Origin of the sequence: Enterobacter cloacae complex sp. SHL012 (assembly GCF_049237505.1) — a bacterium.
In the GTDB taxonomy this organism is placed as follows: Bacteria; Pseudomonadota; Gammaproteobacteria; order Enterobacterales; family Enterobacteriaceae; genus Enterobacter; species Enterobacter kobei.
Window position 1 is genome coordinate 47,101 of record NZ_JBMKIZ010000002.1, and the last position, 26,038, is coordinate 73,138.

General features: G+C 55.3%; 22 protein-coding genes. 6 read left to right on the plus strand and 16 right to left on the minus strand.

Going from position 1 to position 26,038, the window contains the following annotated elements:
- Positions 1-3: 3 nt before the first annotated feature.
- Positions 4-1,233: an EAL and HDOD domain-containing protein gene (locus ACOTY9_RS07900; protein ID WP_348565627.1), complete on the minus strand. Its 1,230-nt coding sequence runs from the start codon at positions 1,231-1,233 to the stop codon at positions 4-6.
- 237 nt (positions 1,234-1,470) lie between these two features.
- On the opposite strand from ACOTY9_RS07900, the gene ACOTY9_RS07905 reads away from it, so the two are divergent.
- The gene (locus ACOTY9_RS07905) at positions 1,471-3,402 is read left to right on the plus strand and encodes a methyl-accepting chemotaxis protein (RefSeq protein WP_348565628.1); all 1,932 of its coding nucleotides are present in this window, start codon (positions 1,471-1,473) and stop codon (positions 3,400-3,402) included.
- Between the two features lie 45 nt (positions 3,403-3,447).
- Here ACOTY9_RS07905 and cobB read toward each other — a convergent pair whose 3' ends face one another.
- The 5 genes from cobB to lolC are packed head-to-tail and all read right to left on the minus strand — an operon-like array spanning position 3,448 to position 8,386.
- Positions 3,448-4,269 carry a Sir2 family NAD+-dependent deacetylase gene (cobB, locus tag ACOTY9_RS07910; RefSeq protein ID WP_032636980.1) on the minus strand — a complete coding sequence of 274 codons (822 nt, stop codon included), beginning with the start codon at positions 4,267-4,269 and terminating at the stop codon, positions 3,448-3,450.
- A 14-nt stretch (positions 4,270-4,283) separates the two neighbouring features.
- On the minus strand, positions 4,284-5,195 hold the full coding sequence (nagK, locus tag ACOTY9_RS07915; protein ID WP_023337102.1) for an N-acetylglucosamine kinase: 912 nt from the start codon (positions 5,193-5,195) through the stop codon (positions 4,284-4,286).
- Between the two features lie 53 nt (positions 5,196-5,248).
- A complete protein-coding gene (gene lolE, locus ACOTY9_RS07920; protein WP_058689747.1) occupies positions 5,249-6,493 on the minus strand; it encodes a lipoprotein-releasing ABC transporter permease subunit LolE in 1,245 nt (414 codons plus the stop codon).
- Positions 6,493-7,194, minus strand: coding sequence for a lipoprotein-releasing ABC transporter ATP-binding protein LolD (gene lolD / locus ACOTY9_RS07925; protein ID WP_023332716.1), 702 nt, complete (start codon positions 7,192-7,194; stop codon positions 6,493-6,495). The genes lolE and lolD overlap by 1 nt, the downstream gene beginning before the upstream one ends.
- A complete protein-coding gene (gene lolC / locus ACOTY9_RS07930; RefSeq protein ID WP_014883405.1) occupies positions 7,187-8,386 on the minus strand; it encodes a lipoprotein-releasing ABC transporter permease subunit LolC in 1,200 nt (399 codons plus the stop codon). Before lolC ends, lolD begins: the two co-directional genes overlap by 8 nt.
- Positions 8,387-8,644: 258 nt before the next feature.
- On the opposite strand from lolC, the gene ACOTY9_RS07935 reads away from it, so the two are divergent.
- The 3 genes from ACOTY9_RS07935 to ldtC all read left to right on the plus strand — a co-directional run bounded on the left by ACOTY9_RS07935 (position 8,645) and on the right by ldtC (position 14,428).
- Positions 8,645-9,718: an acyltransferase family protein gene (locus ACOTY9_RS07935; protein ID WP_047625711.1), complete on the plus strand. Its 1,074-nt coding sequence runs from the start codon at positions 8,645-8,647 to the stop codon at positions 9,716-9,718.
- Positions 9,719-9,867: 149 nt separating this feature from the next.
- Positions 9,868-13,314 (plus strand): transcription-repair coupling factor, encoded by a 3,447-nt coding sequence (mfd, locus tag ACOTY9_RS07940; protein WP_087529551.1) that lies wholly within the window; start codon positions 9,868-9,870, stop codon positions 13,312-13,314.
- 148 nt (positions 13,315-13,462) lie between these two features.
- Positions 13,463-14,428: a L,D-transpeptidase LdtC gene (gene ldtC / locus ACOTY9_RS07945; RefSeq protein ID WP_014883402.1), complete on the plus strand. Its 966-nt coding sequence runs from the start codon at positions 13,463-13,465 to the stop codon at positions 14,426-14,428.
- A 73-nt stretch (positions 14,429-14,501) separates the two neighbouring features.
- On the opposite strand, the gene bhsA is transcribed toward ldtC, so the two are convergent.
- Positions 14,502-14,759 carry a multiple stress resistance protein BhsA gene (gene bhsA / locus ACOTY9_RS07950; protein ID WP_023332711.1) on the minus strand — a complete coding sequence of 86 codons (258 nt, stop codon included), beginning with the start codon at positions 14,757-14,759 and terminating at the stop codon, positions 14,502-14,504.
- Positions 14,760-15,003: 244 nt separating this feature from the next.
- On the opposite strand from bhsA, the gene comR reads away from it, so the two are divergent.
- Positions 15,004-15,639, plus strand: a complete 636-nt coding sequence (comR, locus tag ACOTY9_RS07955) for a TetR family copper-responsive transcriptional repressor ComR (protein ID WP_348565629.1) — start codon at positions 15,004-15,006, stop codon at positions 15,637-15,639.
- Between the two features lie 59 nt (positions 15,640-15,698).
- Here the strand turns inward: comR and ACOTY9_RS07960 are convergent, their stop codons facing one another.
- The 8 genes from ACOTY9_RS07960 to hinT form a co-directional block, all read right to left on the minus strand.
- The gene (locus ACOTY9_RS07960; protein ID WP_008500779.1) at positions 15,699-16,238 is read right to left on the minus strand and encodes a glycine zipper 2TM domain-containing protein; all 540 of its coding nucleotides are present in this window, start codon (positions 16,236-16,238) and stop codon (positions 15,699-15,701) included.
- 193 nt (positions 16,239-16,431) lie between these two features.
- The gene (locus ACOTY9_RS07965; protein ID WP_023337096.1) at positions 16,432-17,736 is read right to left on the minus strand and encodes an NAD(P)/FAD-dependent oxidoreductase; all 1,305 of its coding nucleotides are present in this window, start codon (positions 17,734-17,736) and stop codon (positions 16,432-16,434) included.
- A gap of 237 nt (positions 17,737-17,973) precedes the next feature.
- Positions 17,974-18,516 (minus strand): alpha/beta hydrolase YcfP, encoded by a 543-nt coding sequence (ycfP, locus tag ACOTY9_RS07970; protein WP_014883398.1) that lies wholly within the window; start codon positions 18,514-18,516, stop codon positions 17,974-17,976.
- Between the two features lie 34 nt (positions 18,517-18,550).
- Positions 18,551-19,576 (minus strand): beta-N-acetylhexosaminidase, encoded by a 1,026-nt coding sequence (nagZ, locus tag ACOTY9_RS07975; protein ID WP_348565746.1) that lies wholly within the window; start codon positions 19,574-19,576, stop codon positions 18,551-18,553.
- Between the two features lie 11 nt (positions 19,577-19,587).
- A complete protein-coding gene (gene thiK / locus ACOTY9_RS07980) occupies positions 19,588-20,412 on the minus strand; it encodes a thiamine kinase (RefSeq protein WP_023332708.1) in 825 nt (274 codons plus the stop codon).
- Positions 20,393-21,040, minus strand: coding sequence for a penicillin-binding protein activator LpoB (gene lpoB / locus ACOTY9_RS07985; RefSeq protein ID WP_014883395.1), 648 nt, complete (start codon positions 21,038-21,040; stop codon positions 20,393-20,395). The genes thiK and lpoB overlap by 20 nt, the downstream gene beginning before the upstream one ends.
- A 10-nt stretch (positions 21,041-21,050) precedes the next feature.
- On the minus strand, positions 21,051-21,425 hold the full coding sequence (locus ACOTY9_RS07990; RefSeq protein WP_023332707.1) for a YcfL family protein: 375 nt from the start codon (positions 21,423-21,425) through the stop codon (positions 21,051-21,053).
- 1 nt (position 21,426) lies between these two features.
- Positions 21,427-21,786: a purine nucleoside phosphoramidase gene (gene hinT / locus ACOTY9_RS07995; protein WP_008500786.1), complete on the minus strand. Its 360-nt coding sequence runs from the start codon at positions 21,784-21,786 to the stop codon at positions 21,427-21,429.
- Between the two features lie 350 nt (positions 21,787-22,136).
- Here hinT and fhuE point away from each other — a divergent pair, with 350 nt between their 5' ends.
- A complete protein-coding gene (gene fhuE, locus ACOTY9_RS08000; protein ID WP_213782216.1) occupies positions 22,137-24,326 on the plus strand; it encodes a ferric-rhodotorulic acid/ferric-coprogen receptor FhuE in 2,190 nt (729 codons plus the stop codon).
- Positions 24,327-24,424: 98 nt separating this feature from the next.
- On the opposite strand, the gene ptsG is transcribed toward fhuE, so the two are convergent.
- Entirely contained in the window at positions 24,425-25,858 is a 1,434-nt protein-coding gene (gene ptsG / locus ACOTY9_RS08005; RefSeq protein ID WP_014883391.1) for a PTS glucose transporter subunit IIBC, read from the minus strand.
- Positions 25,859-26,038: the final 180 nt, after the last annotated feature.

Genomic DNA, 26,038 nt, shown 5'->3' on the forward strand with positions numbered 1-26,038 from the left:
GCATTAACTGGCCGCATTCTCGCCAGCCCAAATCGTCGCCCTTCTCATCGCCTCGACCACATCATCATCCGACAGCCCCAGTGCGTGACTCAGTCTTGTCGCCTCCTCCCACTGCTGCTGCTCGTAGTAATGACAGAGTGCGATCATATCAGCTAGCTGCCCCTCCTGATGGCACAGTGCGTTGCTCACGCTCTGCGGCACCGCAATCTGCTTCATCAACTCGGTCATCGGCAGTTCAAGGAGAGTATCCAGCAGCGAGAACAGGCCGCACAGAAAAGCATTTTCAGCCAGCGTCGGTTCGTTTATCGCCTCTGCGATCAATTCGCAGAATTTCCCACGCATCATGCTCAACGGATAAAGCTCGCTGACGGTGTCATTGTCCGCACTCGCCAGGACCACGACGGCAACGAACCGTCTCAGCTGATTCTCCCCAAGATAGCGGAGTACCTCACTCAGGGTTAACTTGCTGAAATTACAGGCACCAACATGTTTAAATGCCGTGTGCTTCATGTAGCGCATAATTTTCCAGGAGAGCGTGAGATCACTTTTTATCAGCGACTCGATAATGCGATAATCAGGTTTATTACGTCCGATTTCCATTTGCAGGCGGAAAATCGCAAGCTGATTTTGCGATAAGCGTTTATATTTAATCATCTCCGGACGGCAGAAAAAATAACCCTGAAACAGAGAAAATCCTTCATCTCTGAATCGAATAAATTCCTCTTTAGTCTCAATTTTTTCAGCGAGATATTTTATATGTGCGGTCTCTTTTTTACGCGATGCCAGATACTCTTTAATTTGCGCTAAGGTATAATTTCTGACATCGAATTTCAGAACCGAAATATAAGGTAAAAACGCATCCCATTCCGGAGCGAGGGTGAAATCATCGAGTGCGAAGTGGTAGCCGTGCGCATTCATCTCTCTGACGGCCTGCAACAGCTCAGCCCCCGGAACCGCATCTTCCAGTATCTCAATGACCACGCTCTCTTTATCGAGCGCTTCTCCGCTCCGGTCGATGACCATCCGGGAGGGAAAATTAATAAACGACGTGTGCTCCCCGGCGATCCGTTGCGCGGGTACACATAAAAACTGATCTGATATCATTCTGGATGTCGCATATTCCGCCGAGACATCCGGAAAACGGTTTGTCATTCCCTCTCTGAAGAGCAGTTCATAGGCGACCGTCTTCATCTCCGGGTTAAAAATGGGTTGTCTGGCGATAAATCCGTACATATCCCATCCTCCTCTACCACTTAATATTTATTAGCATCCTCTTTCTACACGACGATAACGAGCATTATCGAGCACTATTTTGATTGAATGCACAAAATAAAAGCATCCACACTAATTAACAGGGTTTATATTCTCAGAATTTAAATTAAATACTCCCGGTACTCTACAGAAAGAGAGTGATATATCCGATAAGTAATATGTGCCTGACCGACACGCACACGATTACGGGAGATAAGAATGCAAAACGCCATGGTCCGAAGATCAAAAATGAGCGTCAAAACGTTAATGCTATTGTCCATTTTTCTCACCGTGACGGTGGGCTTTACCGCCACGATTGGTTTTATGATGTGGCAGTGGATGGCGCAGCAGGACAGTCTGGCCAAAAAACATATCCGCCAGATTGCTGAGGTGCAGTCTTTGCAGGTCAGTAAGGAGATGGATTCCGCGCTGGCTGCCGCCAGGGATATGGGCAACAGTGCCCTGGCGCTGCGGGATGCGGGCATCTCCGATCGCCAAAGTCTCAACCAGCTGCTGATCCATTATCTTGCGGCCCACCCGCAGTTTCTCTCCATGTCGATGGCTTTTGAGCCCAACGCGTTTGACCATCAGGATGCCGCCTTTGCCGGACAGAGCGGAGAGGATCCTGCCGGACGCTATGCCCGCTATGTCGACCGCGATGCCTCTGGCAAACCCGCACTGCACCTGCTGACGGACCTGGAAACACCCGGCAGCGGCGATTATTACCTGCTGCCGAAGCAACGGCAAAAAGAGGTGATCATCGAACCCTATATCTACCCGTACAATGGCGTAGACGTCATGCTTACCTCCATTGCCGCCCCCATTATGGCTGACGGCAAGTTTCTGGGATCGGTCACCTCTGACTTTTCACTCGCCACGCTGCAAGCCATGACTGGGGCAATAAAACCGTGGAACGGGACTGGCTATGCCCTGCTCCTCTCAGCGGAAAATAAAGTGGTATTCAGCCCGGACAAACAGGCCACCGGAAAGCCTTACGCGGGGAAGATAACGGGCCATGATGTCATCCGGGAAAACGATCCACTGCTGAATGAGGAGGCATTTATTACCTGGCAGGATATTGCAATTGGTAACAGCCAGACGCCGTGGAAGCTGGCCATCGTCACTCCTGTCAGTGAGGTGATGGCCGAGGCGCGTGCATTTTTGCTGAAAGCCATTGTCCTTATGGTGCTCAGTATCGTAGTGGTGAGCCTGGTCATGGCGCAAATCTTTACGCGTAAAGTTGACCGACCGGTGGGTGGCGAACCTTCTGACGCCGCCGGAATTGCCCTGGCCGTCGCCCGCGGGGAGCTGAACAATACAATTCCGGTGCGCGCGGGAGATACTCGCAGTATTTTTTACGCCCTGCACACCATGCAGATGCAGCTCAAACGCATCGTCGACAACATCAGCGATGCCAGCCATTCCGTGCGGGGTGGCACCAGCGAGATTTCGGCAGGTAACCTTGACCTTGCCTCGCGAACCGAGGAGCAGGCAGCAGCGATTGTGGAAACCGCGGCCAGCATGGAAGAGATTTCGGCCACGGTGAAGAATAATGCCGACAATGCGCACAAAGCGACCACGCTGACCGACCGCGCCGCCAGCCTCGCCGGACATGGCGAAACGCTGGTGAACGACGTCGTCACGGTGATCGGCGAGATTGATGACAGCGCGCGTAAGATCGGTGAGATCAACAGCATTGTCGATGGCATTGCCTTCCAGACCAATATCCTGGCGCTAAACGCTGCCGTAGAAGCCGCACGGGCGGGTGAGCAGGGACGCGGTTTTGCGGTGGTGGCCGGTGAAGTCCGTAACCTGGCCCAGCGGAGCGCTAACGCAGCAAAAGAGATTTCTCAGCTCATTGCCGAATCGTCTGGCCGCGTCAACAAAGGCGTTGAGCTGGTCAATGAAACCGGCGTGATGATGAAACAGGTTATCGAGGCGGTGTCGCATGTGCATCTGGTGATCAACGATATCGTTCAGGCGCTGGACGAGCAAAATCGGGGGATTAGCCAGGTCAGCACCGCCGTGAATCAGATGGACAGCACAACCCAGCAGAACGCCGCTCTGGTGCAGCAGATCTCAGCCGCGGCGCTCTCACTGGACGAGCAGGCTAAATCGCTGGAGAAGACGCTGGCGTTCTTTCATTCGTAAATCGTCAGGCACCCGCAGGACGGGTGCCTTTTTACACCATTGCCGCTACAGCCCTTTCAGCAGCTTGTCGACAAATTCCGGGACGACCGCGCTTGCCAGACCGTAGTGTTTCTCTTCAAACTCGCTGCCCACCTGGCTTGGCTCCAGATTGAGCTCAACCGTATGGGCGCCGTGCAGTCGCGCTTCGTGAACAAACCCCGCCGCCGGGTAAACATGGCCGGATGTACCAATGGCGATGAACACGTCCGCCATCGCCAGCGCGCTGTAGATATCATCCATCCCCAGGGGCATCTCCCCGAACCACACCACGTGCGGGCGCAGGCGTGCGGGGAACTGACAGCAGTGGCATTTGTCTTCTGGCAGCACGTCCTCTTTCCAGTCCAGCACCTGGCCGCTCCAGGCACAGCGAACTTTGAGCAACTCACCGTGCATGTGGATGATGTTCTTGTTACCGGCTCGCTCATGCAGGTTGTCGATATTCTGCGTCACCAGCAGGAAACGATCCCCCAGCGCCTCTTCCAGCTTCGCCAGCGCCAGATGCGCCGGATTGGGCGCAATCTCAGGCTGCTGCAGCTGGCGACGGCGGGCGTTGTAAAACGCCTGCACGAGTTCCGGATCGCGGGCAAAACCTTCCGGCGTGGCGACATCCTCCACGCGGTGTTCTTCCCACAGTCCGTCCGCCGCGCGGAAGGTTCGAATTCCTGACTCAGCGGAGATCCCCGCCCCGGTCAGCACCACCACTCTGGGTTTATCCATCGCTTCTGGCATCATTCTGTCTCTGAAAAAGATCCGCTGACGCAAGCGCTCACGTAAGCGGCGTTTGTTTTTGCGAAAACGGCTGAGTCGACCCTGGCGACGCGACAGCATAGAAACCTCGTAAACTAATCGGTGAGATGAAGGAATGCGGCTCCGCGCATGCCTCCTGCGTCCCCGTGTCGCGCACGTTCAATACGCGGCACGCGTGCAACCGGCAATAAATGTCGGGGCAAACGCCCGGACAACTGTTCCGTAATCGCAGTAAAGTTTGACAACCCTCCCCCAATCACCAGCAGATCCGGGTCGACGATAGTGAGAATATTTCCCAGACATACCGCCAGCAGATCCAGATAGCGCTCAACGTGCTCACGCGCCTGCGCATCCCCTTGCTCCCACAAGGTAATGATTTGAGGGGCCTCAAGTTTCTGATGATAGAAGTGTTCGTAAAGCCATGCAAACCCGCGGCCGGAGAGGTAGTTCTCAATACAGCCGTGCTGGCCGCAGCCGCAGCGGGTCAGCGGAAACTCACGCCCGACAACGTCCAGGGCATCCACCGGCAAGCGGATATGGCCGAACTCACCGGTGATATAGCTACGCCCGGTGATGGGCTTACCGTTGATCACGATCCCTCCGCCGACGCCCGTGCCGAGGATCAGTCCCATGACCAATGGATACTGACGGAATTCATCATCCCAGGCTTCAGAGAGCGCAAAACAGTTGGCATCGTTATCTAAACGCACGTCGCGTTCAAGGCGGGCAGAGAGATCGGCACGCAGCGGTTTGCCGCTGGCAGCAGGTACGTTGGCGGCATACAGCGTGCCGTCGTCGGTTTCGGGCATGCCCGGAATACCAATGCCGACGCTGCCTTTGACGCCAAAGCGTTCATCTGCTTGCGCCACCAGCGCGGCAATGGCAGTTAAAAATTCGTCGTAACTCTCGCGGGGCGTGGGAACGCGCGTTTCCCACTGCAGCCTGAGGTCTTTATCAAATACGCCGAGCGCAATCTTGGTGCCGCCAATATCAAATCCATAATACATAGTGCATTCCTCTTTTGACCTGGCGGCCCAAAAGCCGCTAGATCATGACGTAATTACTGGCCACTTAATACCCTCGCCGGATCAATTCGGCTTGCGCGACGCGCCGGATACCAGCTTGCCAGCAGACTCAGTAAAAGTGCTGTAACCAGCACATAAAAAACGTCCAGCCAGTGCAATTCAGACGGCAGGAAGTCAATAAAATAGATATCACCCGACAGGAACTGGTGACCAATAAGCTTTTCAATGCCGTTGATAATTGGCGTCAACTGCAGGGAAACCACCACGCCAATCACCACGCCACACAGGCTGCCGAACAATCCTGCCAGCAAACCGTACCAGACGAAGATGGCGCGAATAAGACCGTCTTTCGCACCGAGCGTTCTCAGCACGGCAATGTCACCGCTCTTGTCCTTGACTGCCATCACCAGCGTCGAGACGATATTAAAGCACGCGACGCCAATCACCAGCACCATCGCCAGATACATAATCGCGCGGATCATCTGGATATCACGGTACATATACCCGTAAGTGCCGATCCAGCTTTTGATGTAAACATAGTTATTGGTCACGCTGCCCGCGTCGCGTACCAGTTTGTTGGCATTAAAGACGTCGTTCACCTTAATGGCAATGCCCGTCACACTGTCGCCCATGTCGAGATACTGCCGCGCATCTTCCATCGGCACCATCGCAAAGCTATGGTCAAGCTGACCGCTCAGCTGAAGAATACCGGTGACGTGCAGGCGCACGCGTTTCGGCTGCTGCAATTTGTGATCGGCGCTGGCGTTCGGGATCATGATCGACACCCAGTCGCCCTGCTTCACCTTCAGGGCATCTGCAACGCCTTTGCCCATGATGATCTGCTGCTCGCCGGCCTTAAAGTTTGCCCACGCGCCGTTCTGCACATATTTCGGCAGCGCGCTCAGGCGTTCTTCCTGGGCGGGGTTCACCCCTTTCACCTGGATGGCACGCAGGTTTACCCCGCTCTCCACCAGCCCGGTAAAGTTGATATAGGGCGCGGCAGCAGCGATGCCCGGGACGTTCTCAACTTTGTTAAGCGCATCGCTCCAGTGGGTCCAGGGCTGGTTAACCGGCTCGATTTCCCCGTGCGGTACCACCGCCAGAATGCGGTTATTCAGTTCGCGCTCGAAGCCGTTCATGGCGCTCAGGCCGACAATCAACACCGCCACGCCCAGCGCAATACCGATGGTCGAGATGACGGAGATGAGCGACACCATGCCGCCGCGACGGCGACCGCGGCTAAAGCGTAACCCGATGAGTAACGATAACGGTGAAGCCATTACTCCGCTCCCATCAGGGTCAGTTCTGCATTCAGATGACCGTCGCGCATTTCAAGCTGGCGCCCCATACGTTTTGCCAGCTGCAGATCGTGGGTGACCACCAGAAACGCGGTGCCCTGCGAGGCGTTAAGTTCACCCAAAAGCTGGAAAATACTGTCCGCATTACGCGCATCCAGGTTACCGGTCGGTTCATCCGCCAGCACCAGACGCGGGTTGTTGACCAACGCACGGGCAATGGCCACGCGCTGACGTTCGCCGCCGGAAAGCTCCGACGGACGGTGATTGCCACGGTGACCCAGCCCTACTGCGTTCAGCATGTCGCTGGCGCGGGCGTTAATTTCTGCCGGTTTCTTTTTGCCAATCAGCAACGGCATCGCCACGTTTTCCAGCGCCGTGAAATCCGGCAGCAGGTGGTGGAACTGGTAGATAAAGCCCAGCTCGCGATTACGCAGCTCGGCCTTCGCCGCTGAGGACATTTTGCTCATCGGCTGGCCGGAAAAAATCACGTCGCCGCTGGTTGGGGTATCCAGCCCGCCCAGCAGGTGCAGCAGCGTACTTTTGCCCGAGCCGGAGCTGCCGACAATCGCCATCATCTCGCCTTCGCCCACGCTGAAGCTCACATTGTGCAGCACGTCGGTCTGCACAGCGCCTTCCTGATAGCGTTTGGACAGGTTGTCGCATTGCAACAGGATCTTATTCATAACGTAAAGCCTCAGCGGGTTGAGTGGCGGCAGCGCGCCAGGAAGGATAAAGCGTCGAAAGCAGCGCAATGGCCATCGCGGCCAGCGCAATACCGATAACCTGCAGCGGCTCGATAGCCACCGGCAGCGCCGCGCCATCAAGCAGCGCGCCGATGATCGGCATTAAATTATTAAGCTGGCTGGCAAGCAGAGCGCCGAGCCCCGCCCCCAGCAGCGCGCCGATAATGCCGGCGCTGGCACCCTGCACCATAAAGACCGCCATGATCTGGCGCGGCGTGAGCCCCTGGGTTTGCAGGATGGCGACCTCGCCCTGCTTTTCCATCACCATCAGACCCAGCGAGGTGATGATGTTAAAAGCGGCCACGGCCACGATCAGGCTCAACAGCAGCCCCATCATGTTTTTTTCCATACGCACGGCCTGGAACAGTTCGCCTTTACGTTCGCGCCAGTCCTGCCATTTGGTGCCGTCCGGCAGTTTTTGCTGGCTGAGGGTATCAACCTTCAGCGGCGCGTCGAGCCACAGGCGCCAGCCCGTGATGTTCCCTGCCGGGTAACGCATCAGGCGCGAAGCATCCTGAATGTTAACCAGCATCTGATAACCATCGACTTCGCTGTTGGCGGCAAAGGTACCAATTACGTTAAACAGGCGCTGGCTTGGCAGGCGCCCCATCGGCGTAAACTGACTGGCAGAGGGCACCATCACACGCAGCTGGTCGCCACGGTTGACGCCAAGCTGGCCGGCAAGCTGCTCACCCAGAATAACGTTGTATTTTCCGGCGGCCAGATCGGTCTGCTTCACGTTAACCAGGTACGGGGTCAGCGGATCGTTTTGTGCAGGGTCAATACCCAGCATGACGCCGACCGCCACGCTGCGGGCGCTTTGCAGCACCACGTCGCCGGTTGTTAACGGCGCAACGCGCGTGACACCCTGTAACTTCGCCGCACTTTCCGGCAGCTGTTGCGGGTTCAGCGAACCGTTGGTGGAGGAGAGAACGGCCTGCGGCATCAGCCCCAGGATGTTGTTTTGCAGCTCGCGCTCGAAGCCATTCATGACGGAAAGGACCGTCACCAGTGCCATCACGCCGAGCGTAATGCCAATAGTCGAAAGCCAGGAGACAAAGCGACCGAAGCGGTCCGCGGCGCGCCCACGCATGTAACGTAAGCCTATGAAGAGTGCGACAGGTTGATACATGAAATCCGTCTGTTTGCTGATAGCAGACCCACGAGTATATAAGCGAATCCGTTAAGCGTAAATGACTGAAACCGTAAGCTTTGGTAATCATTTTTCTGAAAAATTCAGATAAATCAGCGTGCTATTGTCTGAATTGTCGCCTCGCAACCTCCACCTTTTCCGAAAAACCTCCTGATACAGACTGTTACCCGTTACATCCCGGTTTCATTTCACAACAATTGCTCGTTCGTTTATGGCAATTTAAGGTAGTCGCGAACAATGAAGCAAAAAGCATTATGGATTAACCAGATAAAAGGGCTGTGTATCTGCCTGGTGGTTATCTATCATTCGGTCATCACCTTTTATCCGCACCTGAGCGGGCTGCAACACCCGCTATCCGGCCTTCTCGCGAAATGTTGGGTCTATTTTAATCTCTACCTCGCCCCATTCCGCATGCCGGTATTCTTCTTTATCTCCGGCTATCTGATCCGTCGTTATATCGATGAGGTGAACTGGCGAACCAGTCTCGACAAACGGATCTGGAGCATTGTCTGGGTTCTGGTCCTGTGGGGGATTCTGCAATGGCAGGCATTGACCCACCTGAATGCCTGGCTGGCGCCCGACCGTGAGCTTGCCACCTCCTCGAACGCGGCCTACGCCGATTCCCTCTCAGGATTTGTACGCGGTATGCTCACCGCCAGCACCAGCCTGTGGTATCTGTATGCTCTGGTCGTCTACTTCACGCTGTGTAAACTGCTGAGCCGCTGGAAGCTACCGGTGCTCGGGCTGCTGGCACTGGCGAGCGTCGCGATCAACTTCCTGCCGTTGCCGTGGTGGGGAATGAACAGCGTAGTACGCAACATGATCTACTACAGCCTCGGAGCGTGGTATGGCGCAGAGCTGATGGCGTGGATGAAAAGTTTCAACCTGCGCCGCACGTGGCTGGCGACAGGCGCGTTCGCCGCCGTCTCCGTGGTGCTGTGGTTTGCTAACGTTCCTCTCCTGCTTTCCCTGCTGTCGATTGTGTTGATCATGAAGCTTTTCTACAGTATTGAGCAGCGTTACGCCGTGCATCCCAACAATCTGCTGAACGTGATTGGCTCCAACACCATTGCGATCTATACCACCCACCGCATCCTCATTGAGGCCTTCAGCCTGTTCCTGATTGGCGAGATGAATGCCGCATACTGGCCGGTCTGGGCAGAGCTGGGCTTAATTCTGGTCTATCCGTTTGCCAGCCTGCTTATCTGCACCCTTGCCGGGCTCGGGGTGCGCAAACTCTCCACCGCGCTGTTTGGCGATCTTTTCTTCTCTCCTCCGTCAACGCTCTCCCTGTCACCGTCCACCCGCTAATGCCCTCTCCGCCCCCGTTTTGGGGGCGGAAAGTGACCCCGTGCGGTTACAATTTGCTTATGTAAAACGATCGAGGATAATAAAGACATTGCGTATCAGTGATATGCCCCAATACTGTTGGTATATCCATAAGAGACTCTGACATAGCCATGCCTGAACACTATCGTTATTCCTTGCCTGTCAAAGCGGGCGACCAGCGCCAGTTGGGTGAACTTACGGGCGCGGCGTGCGCCACGCTGGTGGCAGAAATTGCTGAGCGACACCCCGGCCCGGTGGTGCTTGTTGCCCCGGATATGCAAAATGCCCTGCGCCTGCACGACGAAATCCGCCAGTTCACCGATAGCCTGGTGTTCAGCCTGGCCGACTGGGAAACGCTGCCGTATGACAGCTTCTCTCCGCATCAGGAGATCATCTCCTCGCGCCTGTCGACGCTCTACCAGTTGCCGACCATGCAGCGCGGTGTGCTGATTGTGCCGGTGAATACCCTGATGCAGCGCGTCTGTCCGCACAGCTATCTGCATGGTCATGCGCTGGTGATGAAAAAAGGCCAGCGCCTGTCCCGTGATGCCCTGCGCGAGCAGCTTGACGGTGCCGGCTATCGCCATGTCGATCAGGTGATGGAGCACGGGGAATACGCAACCCGTGGCGCGTTGCTTGACCTTTATCCCATGGGCAGCGACCAGCCGTATCGTCTCGATTTCTTCGATGATGAAATCGACAGCCTGCGCGTGTTCGACGCCGACACCCAGCGCACGCTGGAGGAAGTAGAGTCCATTAACTTACTGCCCGCGCATGAATTCCCGACGGACAAAACTGCCATCGAACTGTTCCGCAGCCAGTGGCGCGATAAGTTCGACGTCAAGCGTGATGCCGAGCACATCTATCAGCAGGTCAGCAAAGGCACGCTCCCGGCCGGGATCGAATACTGGCAGCCGTTGTTCTTTAACGAGCCGCTGCCTGCTCTGTTCAGCTACTTCCCGACAAATACGCTGATTGTGAACACCGGCGATATCGACGCCAGCGCCAGCCGTTTCGAAAGCGAAACCCGCGCCCGCTTCGAAAACCGGGGCGTTGACCCGATGCGTCCGCTGCTGCCGCCGGAAGCGCTGTGGCTGCGTACCGACGAACTCAATGCGGAGCTAAAGCGCTGGCCGCGGATCCAGCTCAAAACCGATTCGCTTGCCGATAAGGCCGCCAACACCAACCTCGCCTTCCGGACGCTGCCGGACCTGGCCGTTCAGGCGCAGCAGAAATCGCCGCTGGATAATCTGCGTAAGTTCCTGGAGTCCTTTACCGGCCCGGTGGTGTTCTCCGTTGAGAGTGAAGGCCGCCGCGAAGCACTCGGCGAGCTGCTGGGGCGAATAAAAGTTGCGCCGAAACGCATTCAGCGCCTGAGCGACGCGGCCGGAAACGGCCGTTATCTGATGATCGGTGCCGCCGAACACGGGTTTATTGATACCCTCAACAACCTGGCGCTGATTTGCGAAAGCGATCTGCTGGGCGAGCGCGTCGCGCGGCGCCGTCAGGACAGCCGTCGCACCATCAACCCGGACACGCTGATCCGTAACCTGGCCGAGCTGCATCCGGGCCAGCCGATTGTTCACCTGGAGCATGGCGTTGGGCGCTATCAGGGAATGACCACGCTGGAAGCCGGCGGCATCAAAGGTGAATATCTGATGCTGACCTACGCCAACGACGCCAAACTGTATGTTCCGGTGTCATCCCTGCATCTGATCAGCCGATACGCGGGTGGCGCGGAGGATAACGCCCCGCTGCACAAACTGGGCGGCGATGCCTGGGCTCGCGCGCGCCAGAAAGCGGCGGAGAAAGTACGCGACGTGGCGGCCGAGCTGCTGGATATCTACGCCCAGCGCGCGGCCAAAGAGGGCTTCGCCTTTAAGCATGATAAAGAGCAGTACCAGCTGTTCTGCGACAGCTTCCCGTTTGAAACCACGCCGGACCAGGCCCAGGCCATCAACGCCGTACTGAGCGACATGTGCCAGCCGCTGGCGATGGACCGCTTAGTTTGCGGCGACGTCGGCTTCGGCAAAACCGAAGTGGCGATGCGCGCCGCCTTCCTGGCGGTCGAAAACAACAAGCAGGTGGCGGTGCTGGTGCCGACCACCCTGCTCGCCCAGCAGCACTTCGACAACTTCCGCGACCGTTTCGCCAACTGGCCGGTGCGCATTGAGATGCTGTCACGTTTTCGCAGCGCCAAAGAGCAGACGCAGATCCTCGAACAGGCAAGCGAAGGCAAAATCGATATTCTGATAGGTACGCACAAGCTGCTGCAAAGCGACGTGAAGTGGAAAGATCTGGGGCTGCTGATCGTCGATGAAGAGCACCGCTTCGGGGTGCGTCACAAAGAGCGGATCAAAGCGATGCGCGCCGACGTCGATATTCTGACCCTGACCGCAACGCCAATTCCGCGTACGCTGAACATGGCGATGAGCGGCATGCGCGATCTGTCGATTATCGCCACACCACCGGCGCGTCGTCTGGCGGTGAAAACCTTTGTCCGCGAGTACGATAATCTGGTGGTACGCGAGGCGATCCTGCGTGAGGTACTGCGCGGGGGCCAAGTTTATTATCTTTATAACGACGTTGAAAACATCCAGAAAGCCGCGGACAGGCTGGCCGAACTGGTACCGGAAGCGCGTATTGCCATCGGCCACGGGCAGATGCGCGAGCGCGAGCTGGAGCGGGTGATGAACGACTTCCACCACCAGCGCTTTAACGTACTGGTGTGTACCACCATCATTGAAACCGGCATTGATATCCCGACGGCGAATACCATCATTATTGAGCGTGCGGATCACTTTGGTCTGGCGCAGCTTCATCAGCTGCGCGGTCGCGTCGGCCGTTCGCATCATCAGGCTTACGCCTGGCTGTTGACCCCGCATCCGAAAGCGATGACCACCGACGCGCAAAAGCGTCTGGAAGCCATCGCCTCGCTGGAAGACCTCGGTGCAGGCTTTGCGCTGGCCACGCACGATCTTGAGATCCGTGGTGCCGGCGAACTGCTGGGCGAGGATCAGAGCGGCTCCATGGAAACCATCGGCTTCTCGCTCTATATGGAGCTGCTGGAAAACGCGGTTGATGCCCTGAAGGCCGGACGCGAGCCGTCGCTGGAAGATCTCACCAGCCAGCAGACCGAGGTCGAGTTGCGTATGCCGTCCCTGCTGCCGGATGATTTCATTCCTGATGTGAATACCCGCCTGTCATTCTACAAACGCATTGCCAGCGCGAAGAATGAAAATGAGCTGGAAGAGATCAAAGTGGAACTGATTGACCGCTTTGGCCTGCTGCCCGATGCGGCGAGAAATCTGCTGGATATCGCGCGGCTGCGCCAGCAGGCGCAGAAGCTGGGGATCCGCAAACTTGAAGGTAATGAAAAAGGCGGCGTCATTGAATTCGCCGAGAAGAACCACGTCAACCCGATGTGGCTGATTGGCCTGCTGCAAAAACAGCCGCAGTATTTCCGCCTGGATGGGCCAACCCGTCTGAAATTTACCCAGGAGCTGGCGGATCGCAAAACCCGTATGGACTGGGTGCGTAACTTTATGCGGCAGCTCGAAGAGAACGCGGTCGCGTAATCTGACCTCCCCCCGTTAGCCAGTGCTGCCGGGGGGACAATTTACAAACTCTTTGCACTTCACCCGATCTTCCCGACACACCCTTTCGCCATAATTATCATTAACACCTTATAAAACAATAACCTTATCATTTATATGGATTATGGTGATGATGACCTCTTCGCGTTTTACCCGCTGGATAACCCTGTTTACGCTGGCTGCCGCCGTCGCGGTTGCACTTCCCGCTCGCGCAAACACCTGGCCTCTTCCACCGCCTGGCAGCAAGCTGGTCGGGGAAAACCGCTTTCATGTGGTTGAAAATAATGGCGGTTCACTGGAAGCCATTGCCAAAAAATATAACGTCGGTTTTCTGGCTCTGCTGCAGGCGAACCCCGGCGTCGATCCGTATGTCCCGCGCGCGGGCAGCGTACTGACGATCCCGTTACAAACTCTCCTGCCGGATGCCCCGCGCGAGGGGATCGTCATAAACCTGGCTGAGTTACGTCTCTATTATTATCCGCCGGGTAAAAATGAAGTGACCGTCTACCCTATCGGTATCGGTCAACTTGGCGGCGACACCCTGACACCGACGATGGTGACGACCGTCTCGGATAAACGGGCGAATCCAACCTGGACGCCAACGGCCAACATTCGCGCCCGTTATAAAGCCCAGGGCATCGATCTTCCCGCGGTTGTTCCGGCTGGCCCGGATAACCCAATGGGGCACCACGCGATCCGCCTGGCGGCATACGGTGGGGTTTACCTGCTGCACGGAACGAATGCCGACTTTGGCATCGGCATGCGCGTCAGCTCCGGCTGTATTCGTCTGCGCGATGACGATATCAAAACGCTGTTCAACGTCGTTACGCCAGGGACTAAAGTGAATATTATCAATACGCCGATTAAAGTCTCTGAGGAGCCGGGCGGCGTACGGCTGGTTGAGATTCACCAGCCGCTCTCAAAAAATATCGGCGACGATCCGCAGACGTTACCCATTAACCTGAATGCTGCGATGGTGAGCTTTAAAACGAATGCGAATACCGAGAGCCAGGTGATGGAACGTGCGATGGAGGCCCGGTCAGGCATGCCGACCGATGTCACCCGGCATCACGATATCGTTCAGCAGTCGATGTAAAACAGAACGTAAAACGCCCTGCTTAGCAGGGCGTTTTTTATTGCAGTGGCATAAATGAGGGTTTATGCCCGGCTTATTTGTAGATGACAGCCGTGCCGTGCAGCGTGTTAGGACCGGTCACAGAGGTGATGCGGTAGGATTTTGCACCCATTGCTTCCGCTTTTTGTGCCAGCTGATCTTCCAGTGAACCCAGGTTAGTCCCGGCAGACGCAGAGATCGTCCCGACTTTATGCTGATCGGCTGGCGTTGACTGAACTTGTACAGCAGCAAAGCTTGCGAAAGAAAGTGAACTCAGTACGGCTGCAGCGATGAGGGTTTTTACGTTTTTCATGATGTTTACCTTTGGCAGATGAATTTGGAGGTCGTTAGCTATTTAGTTAACGATCGATAGGTAAATCATAAATGTGATCCAGCTCACGCGTCAACATAATTTTATAACGAACATTAATTAATTTTTAAAGTCGTTTATTTTCATACATATATGATTAATTTATTTTTAAGCATTCTGCACTGGTGATGGGTTGCGTTTATTTTTATAATGGTTATTCAACAAATCAACAGAGGACCAACGGCAAATGACAACCGACGTCACGAGTTGTGCGAAGAAAAGCCGTGGCCGACCAAAAGTGTTTGACAGGGATGCAGCGCTTGATAAGGCCATGACTCTCTTCTGGCAACATGGGTATGAAGCGACCTCGCTTTCCGATCTGGTAGAAGCCACCGGCGCCAAAGCACCGACGCTCTATGCTGAATTTACCAACAAAGAGGGGCTGTTCAGGGCAGTGCTGGACCGATACATTTCGCGCTTTGCAGCGAAACACGAAGCCCAGCTGTTTTGTGAAGAGAAAAGCGTTGAACAGGCGCTACGGGATTACTTCACCGCCGTTGCCACCTGCTTCACCAGTAAAGATACGCCCGCGGGCTGCTTTATGATTAACACCTCCGCCACCCTGGCGGCAGCGTCGAAAGAGATCGCCAATACGGTGAAATCGCGTCATGCCATGCAGGAAGAGACGCTCAGCGCATTTCTGGCTCAACGCCAGCAGCGCGGTGAAATTCCCGCGCATTGTCAGCCGCAGATGCTGGCGCAGTACCTGAGCTGTATTTTGCAGGGTATGTCGATCAGCGCGCGTGAAGGCGCGACGCTGGAAAAACTTCAGAGTATAACCGAAACCACACTACGCTTGTGGCCTGAACTCCTCAAAATTTGAGGTAAAAAAAAGCTCCTCAGCCTGAGCGCTTGAGGAGCTAAGTTCAGAGAACATCTTTTTTACACTTTGTTATTCAGTACCAGCTGGCCATTTCCATCCAGTGGGATTTGCGTTCCTGGGTCTTTATCCATACGGATTTTGCCCTGCTGATCGCCAATTTTGTAGGTCACATCATAACCCAGCATTTTCTCCGACTTGTCATAGACGGTTTTACAACGCTGCTGAGTCGTGGTGTAAGTATCGTTATCCTGCATCGCACCCTGCACCTGGTTGCCGGCATAGCCGCCACCCAGCGCACCAACGACGGTCGCGACATCTTTACCCCGGCCACCGCCAAACTGGTGACCAATTACCCCACCCGCTACCGCACCCAGAACAGAGCCGGCAATACGGTTTTCATCCTGTACCGGACGACGGTGGGTCACGGAGACGTTACGGCACTCCTGACGAGGGGTTTTTACGGTTTCTTTAATGGGAGTAGCAGAAACCACCTGCGCATACTGCGGGCCGCGATCTAATACGTTGAGACTGGCAACAGCAGCCACACCTAACGCCGCTGCGACACCAATCCCTATACCCGCCAACATAGATTTATTCACGGGACTTCCTCCTTTGTTGCTATTGGTAACAATTTTGCAATGAAGCCACGGCTTCGCCAATAAGACAAAGGATCAAAAAGTGGACGCTGGAGAGGGATATATCATGTTTAGGAGAACTCTTAAGCACCTAATCCATGACGGGCAGCATGATATGCTAAAAACTCCCTCCGGAGGGCCCGGAGGGAGTGAAAGATTAGTGGAGTTTAAGACGCGGACGGATGACGCGGTTGATTCTGCCCACCAGCATCATCAGACCCGTTTTGAAGTAGCCGTGCAGTGCGATCTGGTGCATACGGTACAGTGAAATATAGACAAAGCGTGCTATGCGCCCTTCTACCATCATCGAGCCACGCATCAGGTTACCCATCAGGCTACCGACGGTAGAGAAGTTGGACAGCGATACCAGAGAGCCGTGGTCTTTATAGACATACGTCTTCATCGGTTTGCCTTTGTACTGCGCCAGAATATTATGCAGCACCAGGCTTGCCATCTGGTGTGCAGCCTGAGCACGCGGCGGCACGAAGCCACCTTCAGGGCGCGCGCAGGAAGCACAGTCGCCAATCGCAAAGATTTCCGGGTCGCGCGTGGTTTGCAGCGTTGGCTCCGTCACCAGCTGGTTAATGCGGTTCGTTTCCAGACCACCGATATCTTTCATAAAATCAGGCGCTTTGATACCTGCCGCCCAGACCATCAGATCCGCTTTGATGTACTCGCCGTCTTTGGTGTGCAGACCGCCTTCGTCGGCGCTGGTCACCATCGTCTGTGTCAGCACCCGCACACCCAGTTTGGTGAGTTCATTGTGCGCCGCACCGGAGATACGCGGAGGCAGCGCCGGGAGGATGCGTTCACCGGCTTCGACCAGCGTGACGTTCAGCGCGTCGTTTGTTAACCCTTTATACCCGTAGCTGTGCAGCTGTTTCACCGCATTGTGCAGCTCAGCAGAGAGCTCTACCCCCGTTGCCCCGCCGCCGACAATGGCAATGTTAACCTTGCCATTCGCACCCATGTTATTGGTGTACTTCAGGAACAGGTTCAGCATCTCCTGATGGAAACGACGTGCCTGGTGCGGGTTATCAAGGAAGATACAGTGCTCTTTCACGCCCGGCGTGTTGAAATCGTTAGAGGTACTGCCCAGCGCCATTACCAGCGTGTCATACGCCAGTTTGCGTTCAGGAACCAGCAGCTCGCCTTTTTCATCACGCAGCTCTGCCAGGGTGATGGTTTTGCTTTCACGGTTGATATCCACCACGGAACCCAGCTGGAACTGGAAATGGTGATTGCGTGCGTGCGCCAGATAGCTCAGCGCGTCCACGCCCTCATCCAGCGATCCGGTCGCCACTTCGTGCAGCAACGGTTTCCACAGGTGACTGTGGTTACGATCCACCAGCGTGATTTTGGCTTTTTTACCGCGACCCAGCTTCTTACCCAACTGTGTGGCCAGCTCCAGCCCGCCAGCACCACCGCCTACAATCACTATCTTTTTCAATGGCGTAGTCAACGTGACCCCCTCAAATTATTAACCAATTGTTAATTAAAAGTTATAAAAATAACCCTTAATTAACAACAGGTTACAACACTGAAACCATTCAGGTGAATTGAGAATACCACGTCAGGCGCATTGGTCATACCAAAATTGATATGCATCAAGTTTTGATGGCTTAAAAGTAGACAATTCTGGACAAAAAGAAACCCGGTACGCATTAGCGACCGGGTTCCGGAGGTGACTGACTGGGGCTTAGCCCAGCGTTTTAAAGGCTTTTATGCGCTGCAGATGTGGGGAGATGTTCTTGAACTTATGGGTCTGTTCTTCATCCCAGACAATCTCATAGTAATGATGCAGAAGCTCCGCAGCCCGGTGGCTGTTGAGCGCCTCATCATTACGCGAAAGGATCACCAGACACCGGTCGCGGTTTTTATCGCGAAAATTACTGACGCACTTGGTGGCAATATCGACGTACTCTTCCGGGCGGTCAATTTTGCCTTCCATGTTCTCATTCGGGAAAAGGTTAGGATTAAATACAACCTGGCGTATGTCGCACAGAAAACCAATCCGCTCTGCCCAGTAGCCACCCAGGCCCACGCCGCAAATCAGCGGGCGATCGTCGATATTAAGCTGCAGCATCTTGTCCACTTCTTTGAGCAGATGCTGCATATCATGCTTCGGATGGCGCGTGCTGTAGCTGATCAACCGGACATCGGGATCGATAAACTGCAGCTGCAACACCTTCTCATGATTACCTGGACTGTTTGAGTCAAAACCGTGTAAATAGATGATCATTGTCTTCTCACCATGCTACGCCTTCCGGGAGGGATTACAGGCTGGCTTTGTGCGCCTGCCAGCGCTCATTCAGGTCTTCAAGCCGGGCGTTGACCGTCTTCCAGCGCGCCGAATCCATCAGCTCCTGACGGGTAAATGAACCTTTATGATACAATTGTGTAACACGCTCTGCATTGATCGGCGACAGGTTATCCAGCACGCTAACAGCCCCTTTACGATTATTGCAGACCAGGATCATATCGCAACCTGCGTCCAGCGACGCCTGACCGCGTTCTGCATAGCTGCCCATAATTGCCGCCCCTTCCATCGACAAATCGTCAGAGAAAATCACGCCATTGAAACCCAGCTCCTGGCGCAATACGGTTTTCAGCCAGTGCGGAGAGCCACTGGCCGGCCGCGGGTCGACGTCGCTGTAAATCACGTGGGCAGGCATGATAGCGTCAAGTTTGTTATCGGTGATAAGTGAACGGAACACCGACATATCTTTGGCACGAATTTCCGCTTCCGGGCGCGGATCGCGCGGGGTCTCTTTATGGGAATCCGCCGTCACGGCTCCGTGGCCCGGGAAGTGTTTGCCGGTGGTTTTCATACCTGCATCGTGCATCCCGTCGATAAATCGGGTCGCCATTGCCAGTGCAATACGCGGATCTTCATGGTATGAGCGCTCACCAATCGCGGCGCTGATATGGCCCACGTCCAGCACCGGGGCGAAGCTGATGTCGATATCCATAGCAATCATTTCACTGGCCATCAGCCAGCCAGCGTCCTGCGCCAGTTTTCCCCCCTCTTCCGTCCCGAGCAGCGCGGCGAAAGACTGGGCAGCCGGCAGATGGGTGAAACCGTCGCGAAAACGCTGCACGCGCCCGCCTTCCTGATCGACGGCCACCACCAGATGGTTACGCGACGCGGCGCGGATCTGACGCACCAGCTCGCGCAGCTGCGCCGGATCGTGATAGTTGCGGGTAAACAGGATCAGGCCGCCCACCAGCGGATGCGCCAGAATGTCACGCTCCTCCGCATCCAGCTCAAACCCTTCAACATTCAACATGACTGGACCCACACTCACCTCTCTTATCCTTTCGTTTGTAACTGACGCCAGGCATCGTTTGCCAGCGCAATAAATTGTTTATCTCTGGACTGCTGAAGGCGCATTTCAAACCAGCCCGCCATCAGCATAATGACCCAGGGTCGCCAGCGTCTCACCTGACGAGCCAGCGCGTCGGCGTCAATATGCGCTACTCTGGCATACTCTCTGATGAGCGTCAGCCGCGCGGCGTCACTTTCCGTCCAGACCGCGGCCAGCTCCAGCGCCACATCGCCGTCTCCGGCATATTCCCAGTCAATAAGTCTGGCTCCTCCTGACGTATGCACAATGTTCCCGGCGTGCACATCCATATGTAATGGTGAGAGCCGAATCGGTTGCGGCTCGCCCGCTTTACGCAGCCGTTTGAGATGCGCAAGCCAGACTGGGGTACGTCTTTTCGGGGAGGCTTGCTGCCAGTAGTGCTCAAGCAGCGGAAGTAACGCGATTCGCCACCCCAGACGCTGTTGCTGGTGCAGATGATACAGCATCGCCGCGAGCTCCGGGGTGTCCGGCAGCGCGCTTTTCACCTCGCCCTCAAGATAGTCGACGGCCATCCAGCCCTGTCGGAAAAAACGGGGTTCCGGCACGAGATCTGACGGAAGACGTCTGAGGGCACGAAACTGACGACGAAAATGGAAAGCGGGCGCGAAGGGATCGTGATTATGCCGTAAGACCAGACGGTGCGCACCCTGCTCCAGAATACAACTCGCGCCGCCAAGCCCGGAGTGGGCCTGCGGCGCGATAAGGCGGTACTGCGGAAAATAGCGCGTCAGGATCGCATCACGCGTGCTGTCATTGTTGCGTAACCGCACCTTTACCTGACCAGATAATTTCGCCTGTCTGAACCAGCATCAGCTGCATCTGCAGGGCTGGGGTATTCACGTTGCCGGTCGCATTAGAGTACAGCACATACTGGGCGCCAACGTTGCGGGCAATCCCAATCGCCTTGCTGCGGGTGCCGAGGCTATCCTGCGGCGACAGGCCGAGTTGCTGTTTGGCCACCGCGAGCTGCTGAGCAGAGACCAGCGTAAACTTGCCGTTGTTCGCCAGGGCATTGCGCAGGGTTTCCGTCGCTTCGCCCGCGTTCAGCGAACCGTTAGTACGGTTGTTAACGCTGTCGACCAGCAGCACGCCGCCTGCCGTCACGCCCTGTGCCTGCAGCATTTTACCGACCATCGGTTGCATTGCACCGTTCCAGTCATAATGGCGCACGCGCGGCGTAGGCTGTGACGTCTGGTCCGGGTGCTCAATTGGACCAGGCTGTGACGGAATGGACGGTACAGACGGCACGGTTGGCTGTGGCTCCGTTGGCGTTGTCGGCTGCTCAGTACCCGGTTTAGCCTCTTCTACAGGTGCAGGCTGTTCAGTACGGGTCACACACCCTGCCAGAAACAGAGCGAAAGCTGTCACGAGCGCATAACGGCTCAAATTTTTAATCAAAGTTCACCCCTTACAGATAAAGATAAAGTCTTACCTTATGTGCACCCAAATAGCTGGCGCTGTCATAGATCGTTACCGACGACCTCGCCGGAAGGGTGACGCTGCGCGGCGCCTCCAGCGGATGCATTTCAAGACCTCTTACGTCATACCAGAAAAAACGGTAGTGGACCGTCACGGGTTCATTTCGTTCGTTAAAGAGCGCAGAGGAGGCTGAAGACTTAATTTCACTGACGGTTAACGCGGGCTGTTGCGCCGTAATACCCGCCGCCAGCACGGAGGACTCCATCACCAGCGTCTGTTCATCGCTCACGGGGATCGCCGGGCGCGTGCTGCATCCCACAATCATCATCGTCATTACCAGCGCTGCAATACGCCCTTTAAACATGTCAAAGACCTTTGTGTGCCAGCATCGGCCCCAGAGGACGTCCACCCAGCAGATGCATGTGAATATGATAAACTTCCTGGCCGCCATGACGATTACAGTTCATGATCAGACGGTAACCGTCTTCCGCTATGCCTTCCTGCTCGGCAATTTTCGCCGCCACCGTCAGCATACGACCTAACGCCACTTCGTGCTCGGTTTTTACGTCATTTACGGTCGGAATCAGAATATTGGGAATGATAAGGACGTGTGTCGGTGCCTGGGGGGAAATGTCCCGGAAAGCCGTCACCAGTTCATCCTGATAGACGATATCCGAGGGGATTTCGCGACGGATAATTTTACTGAAAATCGTTTCTTCAGCCATGACCTTTTCCTTTTTTGTTAAATCTGGCGTGGTGCGTCCGCTGATAACACACTCTCGGGAAGACTGTGTGACACAATCCAAGAGTATGAGCGAGTTTCTCCTGTCCTTTCAACCTTCTCCCCCGAATTCTTTCCTGAATCTTCATCAGCTGAATGAAGAGTGACCGCTCAGGCGTATTCACTGGCTGAAACATTATTTCAGTTCCGCTCGACACATCTGTTTACAGCATTAATGGCAATGCGTATATTTCGCATTTGCATTTTCATGCGCATTTTTAACATAGAAAACGACGTCAGACCGCGATCGCGGGACTGATGCTACCAACCTTCACCGTTCTTAAGGGTTTGATCATGTCTTTCAATCATCATACCAGGGATGGGCAACGTCAGCCTGTCGCAACGCCTTCGTTGCTGGCAGCCTGTATTGCTATGGCATTGATGCCAGCCGTGAGTTTTGCTGCCTCCACAGACGAAGATACCGTTGTGGTTGATGGCAGTTTCGATAACGCGCCTGCCTTGTCCGACGGGCAGGATCGGGACTACAGCGTCAAGACCACCACCACCGGGACCAAACTGCTCCTCGTGCCTCGCGATATTCCGCAGTCCGTCAGCGTCATCAGCCAGCAGCGCATGGCGGATCAAAACCTGCAGTCTATCGGCCAGGTGTTAACTAATACCACTGGCGTGACGGCGCAGGTTCAGGACAGCGACCGTACCGTATTTTACTCACGCGGATTCTTCGTGAGTAACTATGCGTACGATGACCTGCCGACCTCCATCAGCGAAGTGTGGAACTTCGGCGATACTGCCGCCGATACCGCGATTTATGACCGTATCGAAGTGGTACGCGGCGCAACCGGCCTGATGTCCGGGACGGGAAACCCGGCGGCCTATGTCAATATGGTGCGCAAACATGCAGACAGCAATGAATTCAAAGGTAATGTCAGTGCCAGCTACGGCAGCTGGGATAAACAGCGCTACGTGCTGGATCTGCAGGCGCCGCTGGTGGAGTCCGGCAAGATACGCGGCCGCCTGATTACAGGCTATCAGGATAACGACAGCTTTGTTGATAACTACCACTACCGTAAAAAATTCCTCTACGGCGTGGTGGATGCGGATGTGACCGACAGCACGACCCTTTCTGTCGGCTATGAATACCAGGAAAGCAACACCGAGGATCCGACCTGGGGTGGATTGCCAACCTGGAACAGCGACGGGAGTAAAACCCATTACGATCGTAGCCAGACCGTAGCGCCAAAGTGGGCATATTCGGATAAAGATAACACCCGCATTTTCGCCAACCTGACTCAGCGCTTTGACAACGGCTGGGAAGCCCACATCAACGGCATGCATGCTGATACGAATTTCGACAGCAAACTGATGTATATGTCCGGCTATCCCGATCAAGCGACCGGTGCAGGCATGGTGGGCTATGGTGGCTGGAACAAAGGCGAGCGCAAACAGGATGCGGTTGATGCCTTCCTGCGGGGCGGATTCGATCTCTTTGGCCGTCAGCACGAAATGATGTTTGGCGGCAGCTTCAGCCGCCAGCGCAACCATTATGACAATAGGATGCCGGATGCGTTATACGGCATGGTCGACGTGGGTAATTTCAAAAACTGGAACGGGGATATTGCCGATCCTCAGTGGACGCCATGGAAGCTCTATAGCCAGGACGACATCCGTCAGTCATCGGCCTATACTTCCGCCCGCTTCTCGCTGGCCGATCCGCTGCACCTGATCCTCGGGGCGCGCTATACCAACTATAACATTCGCTATAACCCGGCGGGCTCTCCGGACACCCGTCTGGAAAGTACCAAAGATGACGTCACGCCTTACGCGGGTCTGGTCTACGACATTAATGAAGACTGGTCGACTTACGTCAGCTATACCTCAATCTTCCAGCCTCAGGACAAGCGTGATGCCAGTGGTCGTTACCTCGACCCAACCACGGGTAAAAGCTATGAAGCCGGTGTGAAAGCGGACTGGTTTAATACCCGCCTGACCACCTCGCTGGCAATTTTCCGCATTGAACAGGATAACGTGGCGAGCAACACTTATACCTACATGCCGAGCGGTGAATCCATTTATGAATCGCTGGACGGTGTGGTGAGTAAAGGGATTGAGTTCGAGCTTAACGGCGCGCTGACGGATAACTGGCAGCTAACGTTCGGCGCAACCCGCTACATTGCTGAAGATAAAAACGGCAACGCAGTCAGCTCCGATCAGCCGCGCACAACCATGAAGCTGTTTACCCGTTATCAACTGCCAATGCTGCCAGAACTGACCGTGGGCGGTGGCGTAAACTGGCAGAATAAGGTGTGGACGGATGTGGACGGCGGCCCGGCGGGACAATCACGTGCAGAGCAAGGCAGTTACGGGCTGGTTAACCTGTTCAGCCGTTATCAGGTCACCAAAGAGTTTGCCGTCCAGGCTAACGTCAACAACCTGTTTGACAAAGAGTATTACGATTACGTCGGCTCTTATATGGTTTATGGCGCACCGCTGAACGTCTCGGTGAGCGCGAGCTACGACTTCTGAGTGTTTAGCCGGGTGGCGGCTGCGCCTTACCCGGCACAACAAACCGCAGCAATAAAAAAGGCAGCCATTCGGCTGCCTTAGTCTCCCCTGCTCACAGCTTAGCTGTTGCGGATGTACTCATCCATTTCGGTTTTCAGGTTATCGGATTTCGTACCGAAGATTGCCTGAACACCAGAACCTGCAACAACCACGCCCGCTGCGCCCAGTTTTTTCAGACCCGGCTGGTCTACTTTCGCAACATCGGCAACGCTCACACGCAGACGAGTGATACACGCGTCCAGGTTAGTGATGTTCTCTTTGCCACCGAACGCTGCAACCAGGGCCGGAGCCATTTCGCTGGTCACACCTGCTTTGCTGTCTTCAGTTGCATCTTCACGGCCTGGGGTTTTCAGGTCCAGTGCTTTGATCAGCACGCGGAAGATGGTGTAGTAGACAACGGCATAGCACGCACCCACGATTGGGAACAGCCACAGTTTGCTGCTGTTACCGGACAGAACGATAAAGTCGATCAGACCGTGAGAGAAGGACGTACCGTCACGCATACCCAGCAGGATACAGATTGGGAACGCCAGCCCCGCCAGAATCGCGTGGATAACGTACAGGATCGGCGCAACGAACATGAAGGAGAACTCGATCGGCTCGGTGATACCGGTCAGGAACGAGGTCAGCGCTGCGGAGATCATGATACCGCCCACTTTTGCACGGTTCTCTGGTTTAGCAGAGTGCCAGATTGCAATCGCAGCAGCCGGCAGGCCGTACATTTTGAACAGGAAGCCACCAGACAGTTTGCCTGCAGTTGGATCACCTGCCATGTAACGTGGGATATCACCGTGGAATACCTGGCCTGCTGCGTTGGTGAATTCACCAATTTGCATCTGGAATGGAACGTTCCAGATGTGGTGCAGACCGAATGGCACCAGGCAACGCTCGATGAAGCCGTAGATACCAAAAGCGACAACCGGGTTCTGGTAAGCAGCCCACTGAGAGAAGGTCTGGATCGCGGAACCGATTGGTGGCCAGATGAAGGACAGGATCACGCCAGTGAAAATCGCTGCCAGACCAGAGATGATCGGAACGAAACGCTTGCCCGCGAAGAAGCCCAGATACTCAGGCAGCTTGATGCGATAGAAGCGGTTAAACATATACGCTGCAATCGCACCGGAGATGATACCGCCCAGAACACCGGTGTCTGCCAGGTGTTTCGCGGCAATCTCTTCTGCCGGTAAATGCAGAACCAGAGGCGCAACCACAGCCATGGTTTTCACCATGATGCCGTAGGCAACCACTGCAGCCAGCGCAGAAACGCCGTCGTTATTGGTGAAGCCCAGCGCCACACCGATCGCGAAGATCAGAGGCATGTTAGCAAAGACGGAACCGCCTGCTTCGGCCATCACATGGGAAACTACGGCTGGCAGCCAGCTGAAGTTTGCAGAACCGACACCCAGCAGGATACCTGCGATAGGCAGTACGGATACTGGCAGCATCAGCGATTTACCGACCTTTTGCAGGTTAGCAAATGCATTCTTAAACATAATTGAGAGTGCTCCTGAGTATTTGTGCTTTTTTTACGCTTTCACGCATTGGCCCGGGGGGAGTACCGTGCCGTGGACAGGACATCTAAGCGCCCTTTATTTATTACACAGAGTAAAATAATTCCCTCTGGGATTGTTTGACGGCTATCACGTTTCAGCTTAAGACGGACGAAAAACTTG